Here is a 16,232-nt window from a genome sequence, read left to right on the forward strand (position 1 = left end):
CTCAAATTGTCCCGCGAAGTCCTAACTGAACTAATTAAATCCGAACCTTTTAGGCACCTTGTTAGGCACCTCATAAAGCTTTATTGTTTTTGAGGTGCCTAAAACTATGGAAACTCGGCAATGGCTAGACAAACTAAACCTCTCTCCGTTAAGGAAATCGAATCTGCCAAACCCAAGGAAGCGGACTATGTGCTCTATGATGGCGATGGCCTTGAGCTACTGATCAGATCCAGCGGGAGTAAAATCTGGCAATTTCGCTACATTCGCCCCGTCACCAAGAAGCGAGCGAAAAAGAGTATTGGCCCCTACCCGTCAGTTACGCTTGCCGATGCTCGAAGCTATCGGGCAGAATCACGTTCTCTCCTTGCGAAACAAATCGATCCTCAGGAACATCAGCAAGAACAACTGCGTAGTTCGCTTGAAGCCAAAACTAATACTTTCCAGCTCGTTGCGGAACGTTGGTGGAATGTGAAGAAAGCCAGTGTTACCGAGGACTATGCAGATGATATATGGCGCTCTCTTGAAAGAGATGTCTTTCCAGCGATTGGTGACGTTAGCGTTACAGATATCAAAGCTCACACGCTGGTTCAGGCTGTGCAACCAGTACAAGCCAGAGGTGCACTGGAAACTGTTCGTCGCCTTTGCCAACGCATCAATGAGGTCATGATCTATGCCCAAAACACGGGGCTGATTGATGCTGTTCCCAGTGTCAATATTGGCAAGGCATTCGAGAAGCCGCAGAAGAAAAACATGCCCAGTATTCGTCCGGATCAGCTGCCTCAGTTAATGCATACGATGCGAACGGCCAGCATTAGCCTTTCAACAAGGTGTCTGTTCATGTGGCAGCTTCTTACCATCACCCGCCCTACTGAAGCGGCTGAGGCTCGTTGGGACGAGGTAGACATGGAGGCACGAGAATGGAAGATCCCTGCATCGCGCATGAAGATGAACCATGACCACACAGTTCCTTTGTCAGAAGAGGCAATAGCTGTTTTGGAAATGATGAAGCCGTTAAGTGGCAATCGGGAGTTCATATTTCCCAGCCGTATCAAACCTAACCAGCCAATGAATAGTCAGACGGTTAACGCATCACTAAAGCGTGCGGGCTTTGGCGGAGTGCTGGTTTCGCATGGCCTGCGATCTATCGCCAGTACGGCCCTTAACGAGCAAGGCTTTCCACCAGATGTGATTGAAGCAGCACTTGCTCATGTGGACAAGAATGAGGTTCGTCGTGCTTACAACCGTAGCGATTATCTTGAGCAGCGACGCCCGATGATGCAATGGTGGGCTGATTTTGTAAAAGCCGCTGATGCAGGTAGTTTATTAATAAATGGCGTTCAAAACTTGCGATTGGTTATTTAACTTTCAATCGATTGCGCCTGAAGGGGCGCAAAACTTATAATTTTTTTGGCTTAAGAACTTTTTCATTCAACGCTGTACCAAGCTCAACATTTTTCTTACCCCATAGCAGGATCTTACTTACTAGATTTTCTTCTTTTAAATCAATGATGTTATTGTGCTTTTTTTGTTCCTCAATGAACAACCAAAGTGGTCGCTCAATTGCTTCTGCGGCATCGGTCCAGCGCTTCCATCCTCCCACGGCTTGAGGAGTAATTTGCAGTAATCGAATAGCCTCTTCCATTATTGGATTATAGACTTCCGCCTTGGTAGCCCCACCTTTCGCTGCGGCCTTAACTCTTACTTTATGGATTTTTCTCTCTTCATCAATAAGCTCACAGCACATACATGCGCCAGAGCACTCATGCAGCAACGTGAGAGCGACATTTAGAGCCTGAATCGATCGCCGTTTGTCATAATTCCAGGCTGCTTTAGCCCATTGATACTCAATACCTGCCAGCAAGAGATTCAATCTGAAATTTTCATTCAGCCCTTTAATCCACCCATTGGCACGCAAGTGCGAAAGCTCAATATCTAACCGAGGCCTACACTTAATAATCGCATCGTCGCACATTGAGTACTTACTCAATACTTGACTCAATAAATCACTAACTACCTGATTATCATCATTTAATAAAGAAAGCTCATCTAGCCTTTTATCACCAGCAGGCCATCTGTTTGGTTTGATTTCTTGCTGCAAGCCATCGCGTATTCTTACGTATTGCTCACAAATCATACCAAAACACCAGTTCAAATCATCCATATATTAATCAACCAGTTATCTGCATATGCCGTAAAAAAAGTTTTTTATGGCAGCTATATTTTTTCACATGTTCATAGAAGTTAACCTCAATCTCGTTCAAAACCAAACGATAAAGAGGAAGCCAAGATGATCACATCCAATGTAAGAATTTTACGTTTAAACTCGATTGTCATTAAAACTGGCATAGCCAGATCCACCATTTACGACTGGCTAAACCCAAAATCACCAAGATACGACTCTTCTTTTCCTAAGCCACGGAAGCTTGGAAAGCAGTCTGTAGGCTGGCTTGAGTCAGAAATTGACGGGTGGATCAATGAACGCGCTCAGGCCTCAAATGAAGCTTAATTTTTATTACTCACAGGTTAAGAGGGAAAGTTATGTCACAGCGTGTCACATACAGTACATCTAACAATACAACGATTGAAATTTTCAAAAAATACTGCCGCATAAAAAAATGCTCATTATCATCTGCTATTTCATTGGCAACGGATGCCGTCGCGCCAGTTTTAGAAAAAATAATATCACATCATGATGAAGCTAATGAAATTGAAAATAACCTCTTTCAAGCTTGTTTATTTTCCAAGAACAGACCATTACGTAGCATACCTGTCAGGTCGCAAGAAGAGTATTACCTTGCCATTTGGAATACTTACATAAAATATAACATCGACAACCTTGATCACAATCGTTATAAACACAACTTGCCTAACAGAAGGATTGGGGAGAATGAGAGAAAAAGGATAATTGAAAATCAAGAAGGAATTATAGACAAATACAATGCTAAGAAAGGAATATTCATTTATTTAGACAGAAGAATCAACTATGCTCACAAGTTATCAGCTGGGTACTCAAACCTAATACTAATTAAAGAAACATCTTATGAAGATGTTTCCTTTGACTTCAGCAAAATGTTTATCGCCCCTATATTAGACCTAATCACATTAGGAATAGATGAAACTGTTCGTCGAAAAAGCGACAACAAAACTGTGCAGTGCATCTGCTGGATCCCAGTTTATTATATAAACAACAAAGCATTAATGATACCAGTAGTTCATGAGGACGATGTTTCTGCCTCAACGAAAAATGGAGGGAAAATTATTATTGTTGAACCATTCAAAGACGAAGTAAAAATGTGATTAATGATACCAATTTTATGTTTTTTTGGATAAATGCATAATCCTGCTAAATCGCTAAACTTAAAAACGACACCAATATTAAGCAAAACAGGGCATATTACATAATGAAACACTAAGAACCCAACTTTCAATCACCTATGAGATTTTTATAGAAAAAATGAAACTTCACATAAACAAATTGGTTAAAGCAGCAGGTCGCCCACAAGGGAGTAAATTTTATAATTATATCCAACTAGCAAAGAAACGGGGTCTCACGCAGTCACAGACTGCAAAACATTTATGCATAAGTATTTCGACAGTGAAAAGAAATTGGGATGGTGCCGTAATAGACTAGCTTATTCGAACTAATTGCAGAGTAACTTTTATACAGTCATCACAGGCTGGGACTAACTTCATCTCAATTTTAGGTGTAGGAAAAGGTATTATAATTGCTATATACCTTTACTACTTAACAAGAGTTAGATAATAGATATATTACCAGTTAGATCAGGATAGTATATCCGTACTAATGCCTGATACCAGAATATATCCTTAACTCTGAATAAGTATAGCCCTGCGTGTGTGGTAACAACCAATACGGTCCCTGACAGACTGTAGGATCAACCACATAGGTTTATATTATGAACACATACTTAGGATCTCATGGATTACATAACGCAGACAATCTGGATAGAATACTTGAGGTGCTCAGCTATGCCACCAACCAATATACCAGCATTATGGCTGTGCGTGTTGATTTCCATTATCCTCCGATACTTGATAACGGAGATACCATCGGCTGTTTCATTAATCGTGAGCCAGGGGCAATATCTCGATCCATCAACTCACTAAAAGAGATACTTAAAAGCAGTGAGCGTCGTAGGAGGCGTAACAGTGTCAGAGTTCATCCCAATACTCTGCGTGACGTATGGGCTAAGGAATTCAGCCAATCAGGGAAATGCCACTTCCACGTTTGCTTTTTATTTAACGAACAGGCTTACAACAAGCTGGGCGATTATAATATCGACACTAGCTTACGTATGATGATCACCAGAGCTTGGTACAGTGCATTAGGATTGGAGCTAGAGGACTACCCAGGGCTGGTTCACTTCCCTGATAACTGCCGGTATATCTTGGACCGAAACTCAGCAGATTATATCTATGAGTACGGGGAGCTGATCCAACGTCTGGGCTATCTGACCAAACTTGACAGCAAAATTTACGAAGAAGGTGAACGCAATTTCGGCGGTAGTCACAAATAGTCATATGGGCAAGCCTTCCCAATCGGGAAGGCCTTTTACACGTTAGGGATAAGTGATATGTCCTACAATCGCGCAGATGAGTCGATAATCGCTAACGTAGAAGATCTCCGGATTTTCAGTATCTTGCTCGCCGATAAAGAATACCCATGCTTTATCTTTCAGCCCTTTACCTTTAGCCTCGATAGCCTCTGTACGGGCTGCTTCCAGCTCTTTACGAACCACGGTACGCTTGGCTTTAGACCAGCTAGCCCATTCGATGTAGATCTGGTAGCTTCGGGTAGGTTTAGGTTTACCTGACTCATCTTCCCCCCATTCACCAGACAGTGGAATGATTAGGTTTTCATCATTTTCAGTAAATTTATTCCAGAGCAGTGGTGCATAAAAGATCTTCGACTCCGGGTAAGGTTGAACCTCATTCCGGAGCTTTTTAAACACCGTCATGTAGATTTGACCACTGATACCGGGAACGTTAAGCGACATTCCCCGGTCATGCGGGAAACGGATGAAGGCACGGCAAATATTGCGAATAGCATTCACTTGACGCCGGGATTGTCGTTCAGGTGAATTACCTTCACCAGATTGTGAGGATGCTGAACGTGTCGAACTGGATTTACTTTCATCACTAGAGAAACTTGGTTCAACAACCGGGCGTTGTTCAATCAACTTTAATCCCGAGGGCATTAAACCCGGAGCACTGTCCAGTATGTTGCGGACACTCGCCTTCTGGCCTTGGCGAATTACTGTGCTTTCAGCATCAGCATCGCATTCATGATGATGTTGAATATGTCGTTTCTTTTTAAAATAGGCTCTGACTTTTTTATCTTTTTCCCATGCAGCAGGATGCATGGTTATACCACACCCCCAGCATACATAGCCTTCAGTATCAACGCTATCAAGCAACCACAGATCCTCTGCTTCTACAATCTCACGGGTACGTTTATCACGTGCAGACTCCATCACTTTCTCCTTATCGCAGAACGTTTGTATAGGCTTCTAGCCTTTATTCAAACCGCTGTTCCCTTTCACTATCTTCCCTTTGTTCACGTTCTTTTTGGCGTTCGACCCACTGACTCATTTTTTCACAAACTGTTTTGGCAGCCTCGGCGATATCTGGACGCTCGTGTTTACTCAGCGCACCGATGACGCTTGATCTAGCTTGCATTATGTTCGCCAGGCTACCAGTCCAAGAGGATGGAGTGATTCGCTCAGCAAAAGACTCCAGCACAGCTAATGGCTCAGGAGAGGCCTCTAACAGTTCTATAGCAGCTTCGTGTAGGGTTAGTACATTCTGTTCATCATTCTTTGACCAGAGAGTCACACCAGCCGCAATGGCAGCCCAAACACTGGGATCATTTCTGGCACGGCACCATTCAATCAAGACTCTAGTACTTACATCAGCAAGAGGAGAACGGCGTAAACTGCCACGACGAATAAAGAACTGTCTTCCCTGCTGCTGTTCCTCGGTGCATTCAAAAATGCAATTGAGAAATGATTCAGGCATTAACGCAACAGTTGTTGCTATAGTCTTCTCGAATCCCAAAAAATATCCATAGTGTTCATCAATGACATTGAAAATTGCGTCCAACCACTCAATTTTTTTTGCCTCATTACCATCGAAACGCAATGCGGCATCGATAACTCGCTCCATGTAAAAATCAATTGTCCCTATTTGGCCTCTGTCGCTGTTTTTAATCCGCTGGATTGCAGCAGCAAGACCAATCAACCGAAAGTCTGCGCCAAGCGTATCTACCGATTTGTCTTTACCATGCAGTCTCATGGAGAGCGCATGCAAAATGACATTATCTCCGCTTGCTTTACTCAGGAGTTGCTCAGCAAGCTCGAGAAGACGAATTCTCGGCAAATTGGCGTATTGTTCTCGCCATAAAATCGACTCATACATGAAAGGGCGAATGTCTGGATCGTCCAAATGCTTCATGCAGCGATCCAGATCATTTACTGTAAATTTCCCCCAAGGATGCAAGCCAACCAATACCTGTCGAAGTTCAGGATGCTGCGCACATTGGTCGAGAAACTTCTGTGCTAATGATGGATCGACAGAGTCAACTTCTTCGATGAATCCCCCAATAACTCCAAAGTCTTTGTTAGCATCTGGCTGTTTTTCAATTTGTTCAACAAGTCGCTGCCAGCCAATACTTAGATCATGTGCCCCTCGAGCAAGTCCTCGACCAAAGACAGCGCGATAAGGCATTCCACCGATGGAGAACAAATCTGCTCCTAACTCCTCAAGCACATGATTTGATAAGGAAAAGTCCTGTCCCAATTGAAGTGCTTTAGCTTCAAGTCGTTTTCCGGCTGCGGTATATTTATCGGAGTCCTCATGATCAAAATCCGCATCCAGTGCCCAATAATCATGATTTATACTCAACACGTATGTCTTTATTGTTGAAATTAACGCAATGGGCTCCAACTCCTTCTCTAAGGCAGCAAGACTATCCGGCAACTGCTCAACATCATCTCCATCGCTACGCTTGGTATAGTCAAAATAGACCGTTGAACGAACGGCTTTCCAACCTTCCCCCCAAGGACTTAAAGCATTTAATGTACGGGCAGCATCGACGAGTTTGTCTCGCATTGCTTCTTGAAACCAAATTCCCCTGAATTTGTCTGCCAGGATTGATCTTGCAGGCCTTTCAAGCTCAGGATCTCCGGATGCCGCTAAATGGATAATGACGTCAATAAAGGCGCTGCGCCATTCGACAAGTTCATCATAGTTGGGTTCGTATCCATAGTCTCTTGGTCGAGCTCCAAACTCACTAACCCCAAACCCTGACCACGGTGGGCCATCCAGGGCGGTTGACAGCATCTTGAAGCCCAAAGATCTACGCGTAATAATGTTTGATGCAATGCATTCGTTCATTAAAGCAATACGCTGGCTTAGTGATGCATGAGTACCAGACAGATACGCCTGGAAAAACCTTGGGACCATGTTTCGAGCAGAGTCCAGGTCATTATTATCGGCTTCGTCCTCTGCCATTTGAATAAGAAGCCTGGCGCATCGTTCAAAGGCGTTCGGTTCGTATGCCATCATTTGTAAAAGACGCAGAATACTACTTCGCTGCGGATTGTAGCCCGGTTCCATACCTTTGAAATCAGATGATGAGAGTACGGCCTCAATTCTGTTGAGCAATGCTTCAGGTGCAACCGGTCCGATATACCCAAGTATTCGTAACGAAATATCATTTAACTCGGCTATTCTTCCTAACATCCCTTCAGGCTGAAGCCAGGCTTCTACAATTTCTTTCGCAACAGGATGGTCATGCAACAACCCCAAGCGATGTGAAAAAGACATTAATAAACGCTCACAACCCGGAGCTTCAAAAGTCGCCCTAAGTTGATCGACGGGAATACTGTCGAGTGCGGATGCAGCCAATCTGTTAGCAATGGCATGAGGTAAGATAGCTCTCCAGTGAGATCTTTTCTGAACGATATGACGTTCCATCAGCTTCGTAACGGCTTTAAATAACTGGGTTCTGGAATACCCAAAGAGCGCCCCTAATATTTCCAGTTCGTCGGTAGCAGCATCTGGACTAGATACCGAGAATGAATACACCAGTGACAATATTTCAGCTTGCTCCCGTAAATTACCATCAGGATGATTACGCTGTTCAAACAAGCGATTAAACAACTGCGCATCAGAAAGTAGAGCCAAACTCTCGCCTTCCTCCCCTCTCTCAGCTATAGCCAAAGCAACTCTTGCATTCCCATCTGCAAACTCAGCAATACGACGGGCATTATTCTGACCAATAGAAGGGAAGCGACGGATAAGAAGTTGCTCTGCCACCTCTGGACCATCTGTCTCAATATGGATGACCTCAGTTGTCTGTGGTTTGTCATCCCTAATGTCGTACTCGATTGTGATGAGGCTTACTTCTTTTCCTGTGGCTGATACCTTACTGGCAAGCGAAGCATGGAGTTCTGATGGACAATTATCAAGGATCATAATTGCTCGTCGGTCCTCAGCGATCAGCTTATCAAGCATTGCTGTAGCCGACGGTACTGGCTCAGAACCAGTATCAACATAAATAGCTACTGTCCGGTCAAGCGCATCTGTTCCAACAGTTTCATCAAAGAGCGCCTGAACGATCCGAGTCTTCCCGACACCAGATAATCCTGTAATACGAACCGCCTTATTCGTCGAACGAATAAGGGCACGCATTGGGCTAATTGCTTCATCAATTTTAAGTTTTTGCCCCTTTCCCGACGGTAAAGTAATGGTTACTCCTGGGGCTGAGATTAAAGTGTCTGTAACACCTTGGGGTGGATTGCTCCAAGCTCCGTAGGGTTGCCAACCGTAATACCCTTGCCCAAGCTTCCCTTTTACCCACAGCATGACTGATGAATGTTGGCGCAGCCATTGAATGAGTTTGGAACGGTCGTAGAAATCGAGATGAAGATTGCTTTTATTAGGATCATCTTTTACTGCATCCCTCATCGCTTTGAGACGATCCGCCTTTCCTGAGGGCGAGCAATCATCACCCAGGCTGACAATGATGTAGCTGCCTTGTTTTCTGGCTTGTTCAGATATGGTGGGTGAAAGCGTTTTACCGGTGCTCATTTCCTTCGTAATTGTAGCCTTTGGCATTTTATGTTTCTTTGCCTGAAAGACCGTATTAGGCCTTACAAGAAAGCTTGGTTTCAGTTGATCAACTGGAACCTGAACATGGATATCAATCCCTCCGTCAGGGGCTGTAATTGAGCCAGACCAATTTACACATGCAGGGCTATGACCATGTATTGCCACTTCAGCTTCTGCTAGCCGAGCTATCAGCTCTTCTAGCTGAGTATCGGAGAGCCGAAGTAATTCATCCTTTTCAATGTCAAAGATTGCCACGCCTTCACCTTAGTTAAAAATTTTTTTCCCTGGTTCTTACACTATGTATACATATTCGTGCGCCCCGCACTCTTAAGAGCAAGCAAGCGCTGTTTAAGTTTTTTTGCTTTGCCAGGATGGAATCTGGCCAATAAATGAACTAGTCCCAATGTTTGTGCATAAAGGCCCTTATCGAACTCGATAATTTCGCCCCTAAGAATGGCTTGCTCCAAATGATGGACGGCCGATCGTATCTGACTTTGCTTAGCGGAAGAGATACCAGGTTTTGAATTCACCGAAAGCTTGGTAACTTCCATCCGTTGCCCAGATGTTCTGATTTCGTGTTTAGCTCGTTTAGGCTGGTAACCGTGCCTGGAAAGCATGCCATAAATCGAGGCTATCACATTCGTTTTAGCCGGTTTATCAAGAAAGTTTACTGACGAGACGGCGATATCATCAACGTAGCGGGAATAAATTATTCCTCTTGCCTGAAAACTGGCTTGCAGTGCCGGTTCATCTTTCCAAAACGCCAGGTTAGCCAGAAATGAACTAGTGATGGCCCCCTGAGGTAGCTCCCCTTGTCGGGTCGTCAGCCTGGTTAAACATTCAGCTACTTCATTCTCGAAGCCAAAGAAATGTTGCCATATGTTATGCACTATTGTGTCTGAAGTTGACGGGAAAAAACGCGTGATATCTTCATTAATAACAATCGTAGAACCAGCGTGTAAAGTTGCATTAGTTTTATAATCACAACCTTTCAGACTACCTGTCAAATATGCTGGATAAATAACGTAATCAAGAATATTGCGCCTGATATTGCGTTGTACTTTTTTTAGAGGTGCATATGCATCCCAAGTCTGGCGCGAACTTCCGTCAGGCTTAGTGATAGTGCTGGCGAGTCGGTACATATTGTCCGCACGATTGGCTAGATTAAGTAGTTCGATAGGAGAGATGTTCAGCGCTTTTGATAGCGCTGTCATACTGCTGATGCGTCGTTTGCTATAGAAGGGTGAGTCAGACAGAGTGTGAATCATTAAGCAGCTCCAACGCAGTACGCGCAAGTTCCCCCTGGAGTCCCTTATCAATACCGTTAAGATCACCGGCCTCTGCAGCAATAAAGAAAATAATGCTGACAGGAATGTTGAGAGCAGAAGCAATGCTGTTAAGGGTTGAAAGCGTCGGATCTCGCTTATTGTTTTCGAGCATGGAAAGATAAGAAACAGAACATTCTGCCTTCCGAGCTAAATCCGTCTGTGATATTCCCCTTCTGGTTCGGCATAACTTGATAGCCTGTCCGATATTCATAATTAACTCCGCAAATAAATATTGGGCCTGCTGCGTCTTGGCTCTGTTGCATTATTTCATCCAATCATCAATGTTTGTGATCAGACGAACCACAACGTCAATAATACGCAGTGCCCGGAAGACTATATCGTCAAACCGGAACCCGCTTCTTACCGGGCTGTCACGATGTATGCGTAACTGACGCAATACATCTTCCAGCTCTGCCAGAGCGCCAGCATCGAGTTGGCTGCAGTGAGCATCGCGCAGCTTTTCAAGCGTTGCGATGGTGTTCTTTAAAGTATCGTGATTCATGTTGCTCTCCTTTGAATCGGCAAAACGCCGAAGCCCCGTAACAAGGCGATGGCCGAAAGGAGCCAACCCGATGCGCAAGCCCAACACCAGTCTTCGCGACGATGAAGCCCCGTTAACTCCGATAGTGCAGTTGCCTAGTAGCCGCGTATCGCGACTGGCTACATATCACCATCATGACGAACGTGCTTCAGACTGACCGATTACGCTGGTCTGCCCGTCAAAATCTCCAACACCGGATGAAGGAGCGGCCTGATAAACAGGCAATTACGCTAGACCTTCGCTGTTACGATGAGAACAATCATTTTAAAGAACACAGCTCAGGCGAAACGCCTGACCTGTGATGAGTAGACCATAGACTTCGATCAAAATCAATAAAATTTCACTGGCAGTGAAATTTTATTGCTTATTAAATACACCTTATACACACAATTTCATGTTGAATAGACAGCCCCCTATGATTGTTCAAGATTGCTGCATAACTATTTCTTCAGTTAGCTTACATAGCAAGTTGAACTGGCGCTGACAATATTCTCACTATTTCAATTGGCTCGGTCTGCGCAATCAGCGAGACTTCAAGCAACAGGGCTAAAGGTATGTAATGGTTAACTAAATGTGCTATTAAGTCCGCGATCTATGCTTTTACACAAAGCGGGCGAGTTATCTGAAATGAAGATCCGCCGTGAGCGAAATCGGACATTAAAAATGGCCATAAATCTTGTCGTTAACACTTCTGATCGAGATGGGCCAAGCAGGCTAACATAAGCGGTGTCCATAAGTTCTGACACCGGGAACTGTCTGTGTTTAACCTAAAAGGGATATAGGTAAAGGTTGAAATCGTAACTATAAGCTAGGTAGCAGCCAATGGATTTGTCTGGAACCCGTTCAGCAAGTCCATTGAAGCTTTCAAAACCTAGAGAGCATTCTCATTTCCCAGATTTATCACTCTCACTCAGGACACAAAGAAGTGTATTGTTGAAATGATTAATATCATTTCATAACAAGAGGATGAACATGGATATCGTTAACGCCCCACAGGAACATCTCCTGGACCAACTCCAGAAACAGATGGACGATGAAAATCGGAACAGTTCGCCTGAAGGCATTGGGATTATGGATTTGGGCAGCAATGTTGATTGCTGGCACTGTATGGCTCTTGAGGATGGAGTGCCACTCGGCGCCGCTACCGTACAACTAGGAAATGAACTATACAAACTTTATGTGGCACCGCAGCACAGGACCAGACATATTGCTGAAAAGTTGGTTAGTCATGTAATGGCCTCTTTGAAAGAGAAAGGTGAAACGGAAATGTTCATCGAAATGACCAATAACTCTCTTCCGTTCTGGGCAAGATTTGTTGAGAAGCATCAGTTAGAGTACGACACCGTTCACGGACAGCTTAAAGCGTTTATAAAACTGAAATGACGTCACCTTGACAGGTTACGTATCACTCGTTAAAAAGTTCAGAGAGCAGTGTTAACGAAGGGGGCCGTTCGGTTCCCTTCATCGTTGGTTATTACTGTCAGTAAATTATGTTTTTCTGTTTACAGAGTCTGAACATAGCTGTTCGTTATTGCGGTTTTCAGTATCGGGTGCATCATCTGACACAACGGCAGGATGCTGCTGTGGCTAATTCTGCATAGAAGCCCCTCCTTGATTAAGAATAGCGTTGCATCGACCCATTTAACTCACAGCGAAAGGCGGACATTCGTGCATTGCATCGTTATCTTTCAAAATTACTCGAGCTAGTTTAGGCGCATGTTTACATTGATAAACTCTTCGGTGGATGAAGAAATGCTATGATATTATCTCCAACACTTCAACTTATTGAATTTTAATTATGGACAGTGGATTCATAGATCTCGATATACTTCTCACCCGAATTAGACATACTCAATCGAAGGCATATTTTCTTGATGCTGTTAAAGCCTACAAAGCGGGCGCATTACGCGGTGCATTAACCTCTGCCTGGGTAGCACTTGTCTACGATCTGATAGCAAAATATCGTGAACTTAGCGCCATGGGCGATGCGGCCGCAATTGCATTTCTTCAGTCTTGGGATAACGCGACTAAGTCAGGCGACATTTCCAAACTCCTTCAACTTGAGGGAGGTATTCTCGAAGACGCAACCGGCAACACTCAGGTAGTTAATAGAATAGCGAGGACTCATTTAAACCGTCTTCGCGAAGATAGGCATCTTTGCGCGCACCCGGCATTTTCGGCTGAAGCCGATTTATTCGAGCCGTCTCATGAGTTGGTGCGGCTTCATTTAGTAAATGCTGTGGAGTTCGTGCTATCGCAAGAACCTCTGCAAGGAAAAGCGATCTTCGAACTTTATGATGTTGATGTCCAGTCGCCGGGCTTTCCCACGGATAGTAAACGCATTATTGATTATGTCGAACAACGTTATCTCACTCGCGTTCGCTCTCAGAATGTAAGTAACTTTGGTACGGTTCTCGCAAAATCACTTCTTAAAGGAGTACCGGGCCAATGGGAGTCGCTTAATCACCAGATTACAACCTCACTAGTCGCAGTACGGGACCGTGCCGGTAACGCTTGGCCAGACGTTTCTCTGACAGTTGTAAGGCTGATCGATAGACTAGAGCCACAACACCGACTTAGAGCGATAGCTTTTATTGCAGCATTTAATGAATTCTGGCCGCAGCTTCAGGAACCGACGCGAACAGCCTTGCTAGAGACTATCGAGAAGGCTGCTCCTGGCGGGATTACTGATTACAGTATCCTAATGGGCGTGACATTCCAGCCGCTTAGGGGCGTGCTTCTAAAACTAATAGCCGGATTCACTCAACAGCAGTTGATTGGGGCAATCAACTTTCGCCCCCTTCCAGATCTCTGGGATAGAGCAATCGAGTTCTACCAAGAATCAGAAAGCTGGCGTGGATCAGAGGGGAACTTTGCTTCTCTCATCACACCGTTCGCTGGTCATCTTAACCAGCAGCAGTTTGCTCAACTTCTGGATGCTATCATTGCTAATGGACAGAATTGGGATGCCGCTGGAACGAATAAACTTCTTCTGGGAATGCTCCGCAATGCAATGCCCGCAGACCTACCAAACCCTGACGCGCGTGCTCGCTTTTATCAACATTTGTATGGTCATAGAAATGTCGCCAAGTACAATGACGTAATCACTATTTTCCAATCCGATGGCTGGCAATTGCCACCGCCAGAGGAGGACGATTAAGGCAGCATACACATTGGGGGAAACGTCCGTTGTTAGCACAAAGTAGCCCGCCATAACCTCAATAAGATACACATTGTCCAAATTGCACTCAGTCACGGTGTATTTTTCGTAGTTAGCCAAAATCGAACTCATCGCCCATCTTGGCTATCATACATTTCATTTAATTTCAGATAGATATAATCTCAGTGACTCCCCCGCATCCTTTATGGATTGCGGGGATTTTTATTTCAACGCTGAGATCTCTGTATGACTAAATCTGACGGCCTTCAAGCCATCGAGAAGCCACTGTCTTCCCTTCCCACAACTGTTCGAAATCTTATCCTCAATCACTTCCACACACTCACCAGATACGAACCCGTGATTGGCATCATGGGGAAAACAGGGTCGGGCAAAAGTAGTGTCTGTAACGCGCTATTTGCTGGTAACGTTACTCCAGTGAGCGATGTCACTGCATGTACCCGAGAGGCGCTGCGTTTTCGTCTTTACAGTAACGAACACAGTCTGATACTGGTCGACTTGCCCGGCGTTGGCGAGAGTGAAATGCGCGATGATGAGTACGAAGCTCTGTACCGCAATATTCTTCCTGAGCTAGATCTGATCCTGTGGGTTATCAAAGCTGATGATCGCGCTTTCTCGATTGATGAGCGTTTTTATCAGCAGGTGATGGCTGGCTATCAACACAGGGTGCTGTTTGTCGTTAATCAGGCCGATAAAATCGAGCCCAGCAATGAATGGGACGCCACCAGCAATACACCATCATCGAATCAGTCGGCTAATATTGATGCAAAAAAGGAATCCATTCGTCACCTGTTCTCCCCCTTTAACCCAGTATGCAGCATCTCTGCCAGAACGGAATGGAACCTTCCGATGCTGGTCGAAACCATGATGCGTTGTCTCCCGGATCGAGCGACCAGCCCTCTGGCAACGCAACTGCACGAGAGGTTGTGCAGTGAATCCGTAAAAAAGCAGGCGCGTGAAGATTTCGGTCGTGCGACAGGCGCAGTGTTTGATTCTGTGACAACGACTCTGCCTCAGTCATTCAAAGCCGTGATTAATAGTATCCAGGATGCCGTAGTGTCGATGGCGCGTGCCGTCTGGGACTGGATTTTCTTCTGACGAAATGAAACATCATCATGTCGATGGTGAATTATTTCGTTTATCCATAGGTTTACAGACAATTCCAGCATCACCGACACAACCTGTCGGCACAACAAGAAGATAATACCAGCTGTAAACTTGTACCCCCTCCCTATCTCGCACCCAGAGTACCAATCCGCACTAACCATGTGGCCACGCGTCACCGACATAACCTGTCCACCGCGCACATTACAGTAACGCCATCTTTATTAATTACTTACCTGTTTTGGAGATCATAAATGTCTCAGGCTGAGCGTCGCTCTGATCGCTTGTCTGTCCGGCTGTCGCTGATTATCAGCCGCTTGATCGCTGGTGAAACGCTGAATGTGCGTTTGCTTGCGGCAGAGTTTGGTGTTTCGGAACGCACGCTGCAGCGTGATTTTCGCGAACGGTTGATTTACCTCGATCTCGAATATCAGAACGGCTGCTGCCGTCTGTTAACGGGAGGGCGACATGAACTCAGGGAAGAAGCTGCGATGCAATTTGCCCGGCAGTCAGGTATTGGCACGCTGTTTCCGGATATGGACAGCCATCTGGTCAGCTCACTTCTCAATCGTCAGGGCTCGCCGCCGTGCCTTGTCTGGCATCAGGAATCGCCAGCTTCCCCACCCCGTCCAGGTATTTTTACTCGCCTCGTCAGAGCAGCGACTGAACAACGCCTTATTACCCTGCTGGCCGACGGATGCCGTTTTGATGGCCTTGCACCTTACCGGTTGATTTTCAGTGCCGGTGACTGGTTCCTGGTGGGGGAGCATCTTGGGCAAATAACCGTTTTCCCGCTGCATATCATCCATTCCGTCACGTGTCATTCAGAAATGTTTACACCGAAAAGAGAGTTCACCAGCGTGCTTTCCCGCCCGGAATTTCTCCAAGCATTACCTCATTTTCGCTTTTTCCATTCACTGCTCGTCGCACCAGCGGTGGGTTGATA

14 protein-coding genes are annotated in these 16,232 nt (G+C 45.1%); 8 read left to right on the forward strand and 6 right to left on the reverse strand.

Annotated features, from left to right (window positions below; translation table 11 throughout):
* Positions 1–120 precede the first annotated feature (120 nt).
* Complete coding sequence (locus ABFX35_RS17780) at positions 121–1,362, forward strand: integrase (protein WP_346082333.1); 1,242 nt, start codon at positions 121–123, stop codon at positions 1,360–1,362.
* Positions 1,363–1,396: 34 nt separating this feature from the next.
* On the opposite strand, the gene ABFX35_RS17785 is transcribed toward ABFX35_RS17780, so the two are convergent.
* Complete coding sequence (locus ABFX35_RS17785; RefSeq protein WP_346082334.1) at positions 1,397–2,161, reverse strand: hypothetical protein; 765 nt, start codon at positions 2,159–2,161, stop codon at positions 1,397–1,399.
* Positions 2,162–2,287: 126 nt separating this feature from the next.
* On the opposite strand from ABFX35_RS17785, the gene ABFX35_RS17790 reads away from it, so the two are divergent.
* The 3 genes from ABFX35_RS17790 (at position 2,288) to ABFX35_RS17800 (ending at position 4,538) form a co-directional block, all read left to right on the forward strand.
* A complete protein-coding gene (locus ABFX35_RS17790; protein WP_071888804.1) occupies positions 2,288–2,506 on the forward strand; it encodes a helix-turn-helix transcriptional regulator in 219 nt (72 codons plus the stop codon).
* 32 nt (positions 2,507–2,538) lie between these two features.
* Positions 2,539–3,297 carry a hypothetical protein gene (locus ABFX35_RS17795; RefSeq protein WP_346082335.1) on the forward strand — a complete coding sequence of 253 codons (759 nt, stop codon included), beginning with the start codon at positions 2,539–2,541 and terminating at the stop codon, positions 3,295–3,297.
* Positions 3,298–3,917: 620 nt separating this feature from the next.
* Positions 3,918–4,538, forward strand: a complete 621-nt coding sequence (locus tag ABFX35_RS17800) for an inovirus Gp2 family protein (RefSeq protein ID WP_346082336.1) — start codon at positions 3,918–3,920, stop codon at positions 4,536–4,538.
* A 42-nt stretch (positions 4,539–4,580) separates the two neighbouring features.
* Here the strand turns inward: ABFX35_RS17800 and ABFX35_RS17805 are convergent, their stop codons facing one another.
* From ABFX35_RS17805 to ABFX35_RS17825, 5 genes are read right to left on the reverse strand one after another with little or no spacing between them, the layout of a single operon-like run.
* Positions 4,581–5,495, reverse strand: coding sequence for a hypothetical protein (locus ABFX35_RS17805; RefSeq protein WP_346082337.1), 915 nt, complete (start codon positions 5,493–5,495; stop codon positions 4,581–4,583).
* Positions 5,496–5,538: 43 nt separating this feature from the next.
* Entirely contained in the window at positions 5,539–9,390 is a 3,852-nt protein-coding gene (locus tag ABFX35_RS17810) for a P-loop NTPase family protein (protein ID WP_346082338.1), read from the reverse strand.
* 41 nt (positions 9,391–9,431) lie between these two features.
* Positions 9,432–10,403: a reverse transcriptase family protein gene (locus ABFX35_RS17815; RefSeq protein WP_346082339.1), complete on the reverse strand. Its 972-nt coding sequence runs from the start codon at positions 10,401–10,403 to the stop codon at positions 9,432–9,434.
* Entirely contained in the window at positions 10,384–10,674 is a 291-nt protein-coding gene (locus ABFX35_RS17820) for a helix-turn-helix domain-containing protein (RefSeq protein WP_004104673.1), read from the reverse strand. The genes ABFX35_RS17815 and ABFX35_RS17820 overlap by 20 nt, the downstream gene beginning before the upstream one ends.
* Positions 10,675–10,725: 51 nt before the next feature.
* Complete coding sequence (locus tag ABFX35_RS17825; RefSeq protein ID WP_004104674.1) at positions 10,726–10,965, reverse strand: hypothetical protein; 240 nt, start codon at positions 10,963–10,965, stop codon at positions 10,726–10,728.
* A gap of 1,011 nt (positions 10,966–11,976) precedes the next feature.
* Here ABFX35_RS17825 and ABFX35_RS17830 point away from each other — a divergent pair.
* From ABFX35_RS17830 to ABFX35_RS17845, 4 genes are all read left to right on the forward strand, one after another.
* Positions 11,977–12,387 (forward strand): GNAT family N-acetyltransferase, encoded by a 411-nt coding sequence (locus ABFX35_RS17830; protein WP_346082340.1) that lies wholly within the window; start codon positions 11,977–11,979, stop codon positions 12,385–12,387.
* A 415-nt stretch (positions 12,388–12,802) separates the two neighbouring features.
* Positions 12,803–14,164 carry a hypothetical protein gene (locus ABFX35_RS17835; protein WP_346082341.1) on the forward strand — a complete coding sequence of 454 codons (1,362 nt, stop codon included), beginning with the start codon at positions 12,803–12,805 and terminating at the stop codon, positions 14,162–14,164.
* Positions 14,165–14,410: 246 nt separating this feature from the next.
* Positions 14,411–15,280 carry a GTPase family protein gene (locus ABFX35_RS17840; protein WP_346082342.1) on the forward strand — a complete coding sequence of 290 codons (870 nt, stop codon included), beginning with the start codon at positions 14,411–14,413 and terminating at the stop codon, positions 15,278–15,280.
* Between the two features lie 260 nt (positions 15,281–15,540).
* A complete protein-coding gene (locus ABFX35_RS17845) occupies positions 15,541–16,230 on the forward strand; it encodes a transcriptional regulator (RefSeq protein WP_346082343.1) in 690 nt (229 codons plus the stop codon).
* Positions 16,231–16,232 lie beyond the last annotated feature (2 nt).

The sequence above is a fragment of the Gibbsiella dentisursi genome, assembly GCF_039539505.1.
Taxonomy (GTDB): domain Bacteria; phylum Pseudomonadota; class Gammaproteobacteria; order Enterobacterales; family Enterobacteriaceae; genus Gibbsiella; species Gibbsiella quercinecans.

Excerpts from the sequence above, each read along its gene's own strand:
- ABFX35_RS17845 (WP_346082343.1), top strand. The coding sequence starts at position 15,541 with ATGTCTCAGGCTGAGCGTCGCTCTGATCGCTTGTCTGTCCGGCTGTCG.
- ABFX35_RS17780 (WP_346082333.1), top strand. The coding sequence starts at position 121 with ATGGCTAGACAAACTAAACCTCTCTCCGTTAAGGAAATCGAATCTGCC.
- ABFX35_RS17840 (WP_346082342.1), top strand. The coding sequence starts at position 14,411 with ATGACTAAATCTGACGGCCTTCAAGCCATCGAGAAGCCACTGTCTTCC.
- ABFX35_RS17825 (WP_004104674.1), bottom strand. The coding sequence starts at position 10,965 with ATGAATCACGATACTTTAAAGAACACCATCGCAACGCTTGAAAAGCTG.
- ABFX35_RS17820 (WP_004104673.1), bottom strand. The coding sequence starts at position 10,674 with ATGAATATCGGACAGGCTATCAAGTTATGCCGAACCAGAAGGGGAATA.
- ABFX35_RS17795 (WP_346082335.1), top strand. The coding sequence starts at position 2,539 with ATGTCACAGCGTGTCACATACAGTACATCTAACAATACAACGATTGAA.
- ABFX35_RS17835 (WP_346082341.1), top strand. The coding sequence starts at position 12,803 with ATGGACAGTGGATTCATAGATCTCGATATACTTCTCACCCGAATTAGA.
- ABFX35_RS17800 (WP_346082336.1), top strand. The coding sequence starts at position 3,918 with ATGAACACATACTTAGGATCTCATGGATTACATAACGCAGACAATCTG.
- ABFX35_RS17790 (WP_071888804.1), top strand. The coding sequence starts at position 2,288 with ATGATCACATCCAATGTAAGAATTTTACGTTTAAACTCGATTGTCATT.
- ABFX35_RS17805 (WP_346082337.1), bottom strand. The coding sequence starts at position 5,495 with ATGGAGTCTGCACGTGATAAACGTACCCGTGAGATTGTAGAAGCAGAG.
- ABFX35_RS17785 (WP_346082334.1), bottom strand. The coding sequence starts at position 2,161 with ATGGATGATTTGAACTGGTGTTTTGGTATGATTTGTGAGCAATACGTA.
- ABFX35_RS17815 (WP_346082339.1), bottom strand. The coding sequence starts at position 10,403 with ATGATTCACACTCTGTCTGACTCACCCTTCTATAGCAAACGACGCATC.
- ABFX35_RS17830 (WP_346082340.1), top strand. The coding sequence starts at position 11,977 with ATGGATATCGTTAACGCCCCACAGGAACATCTCCTGGACCAACTCCAG.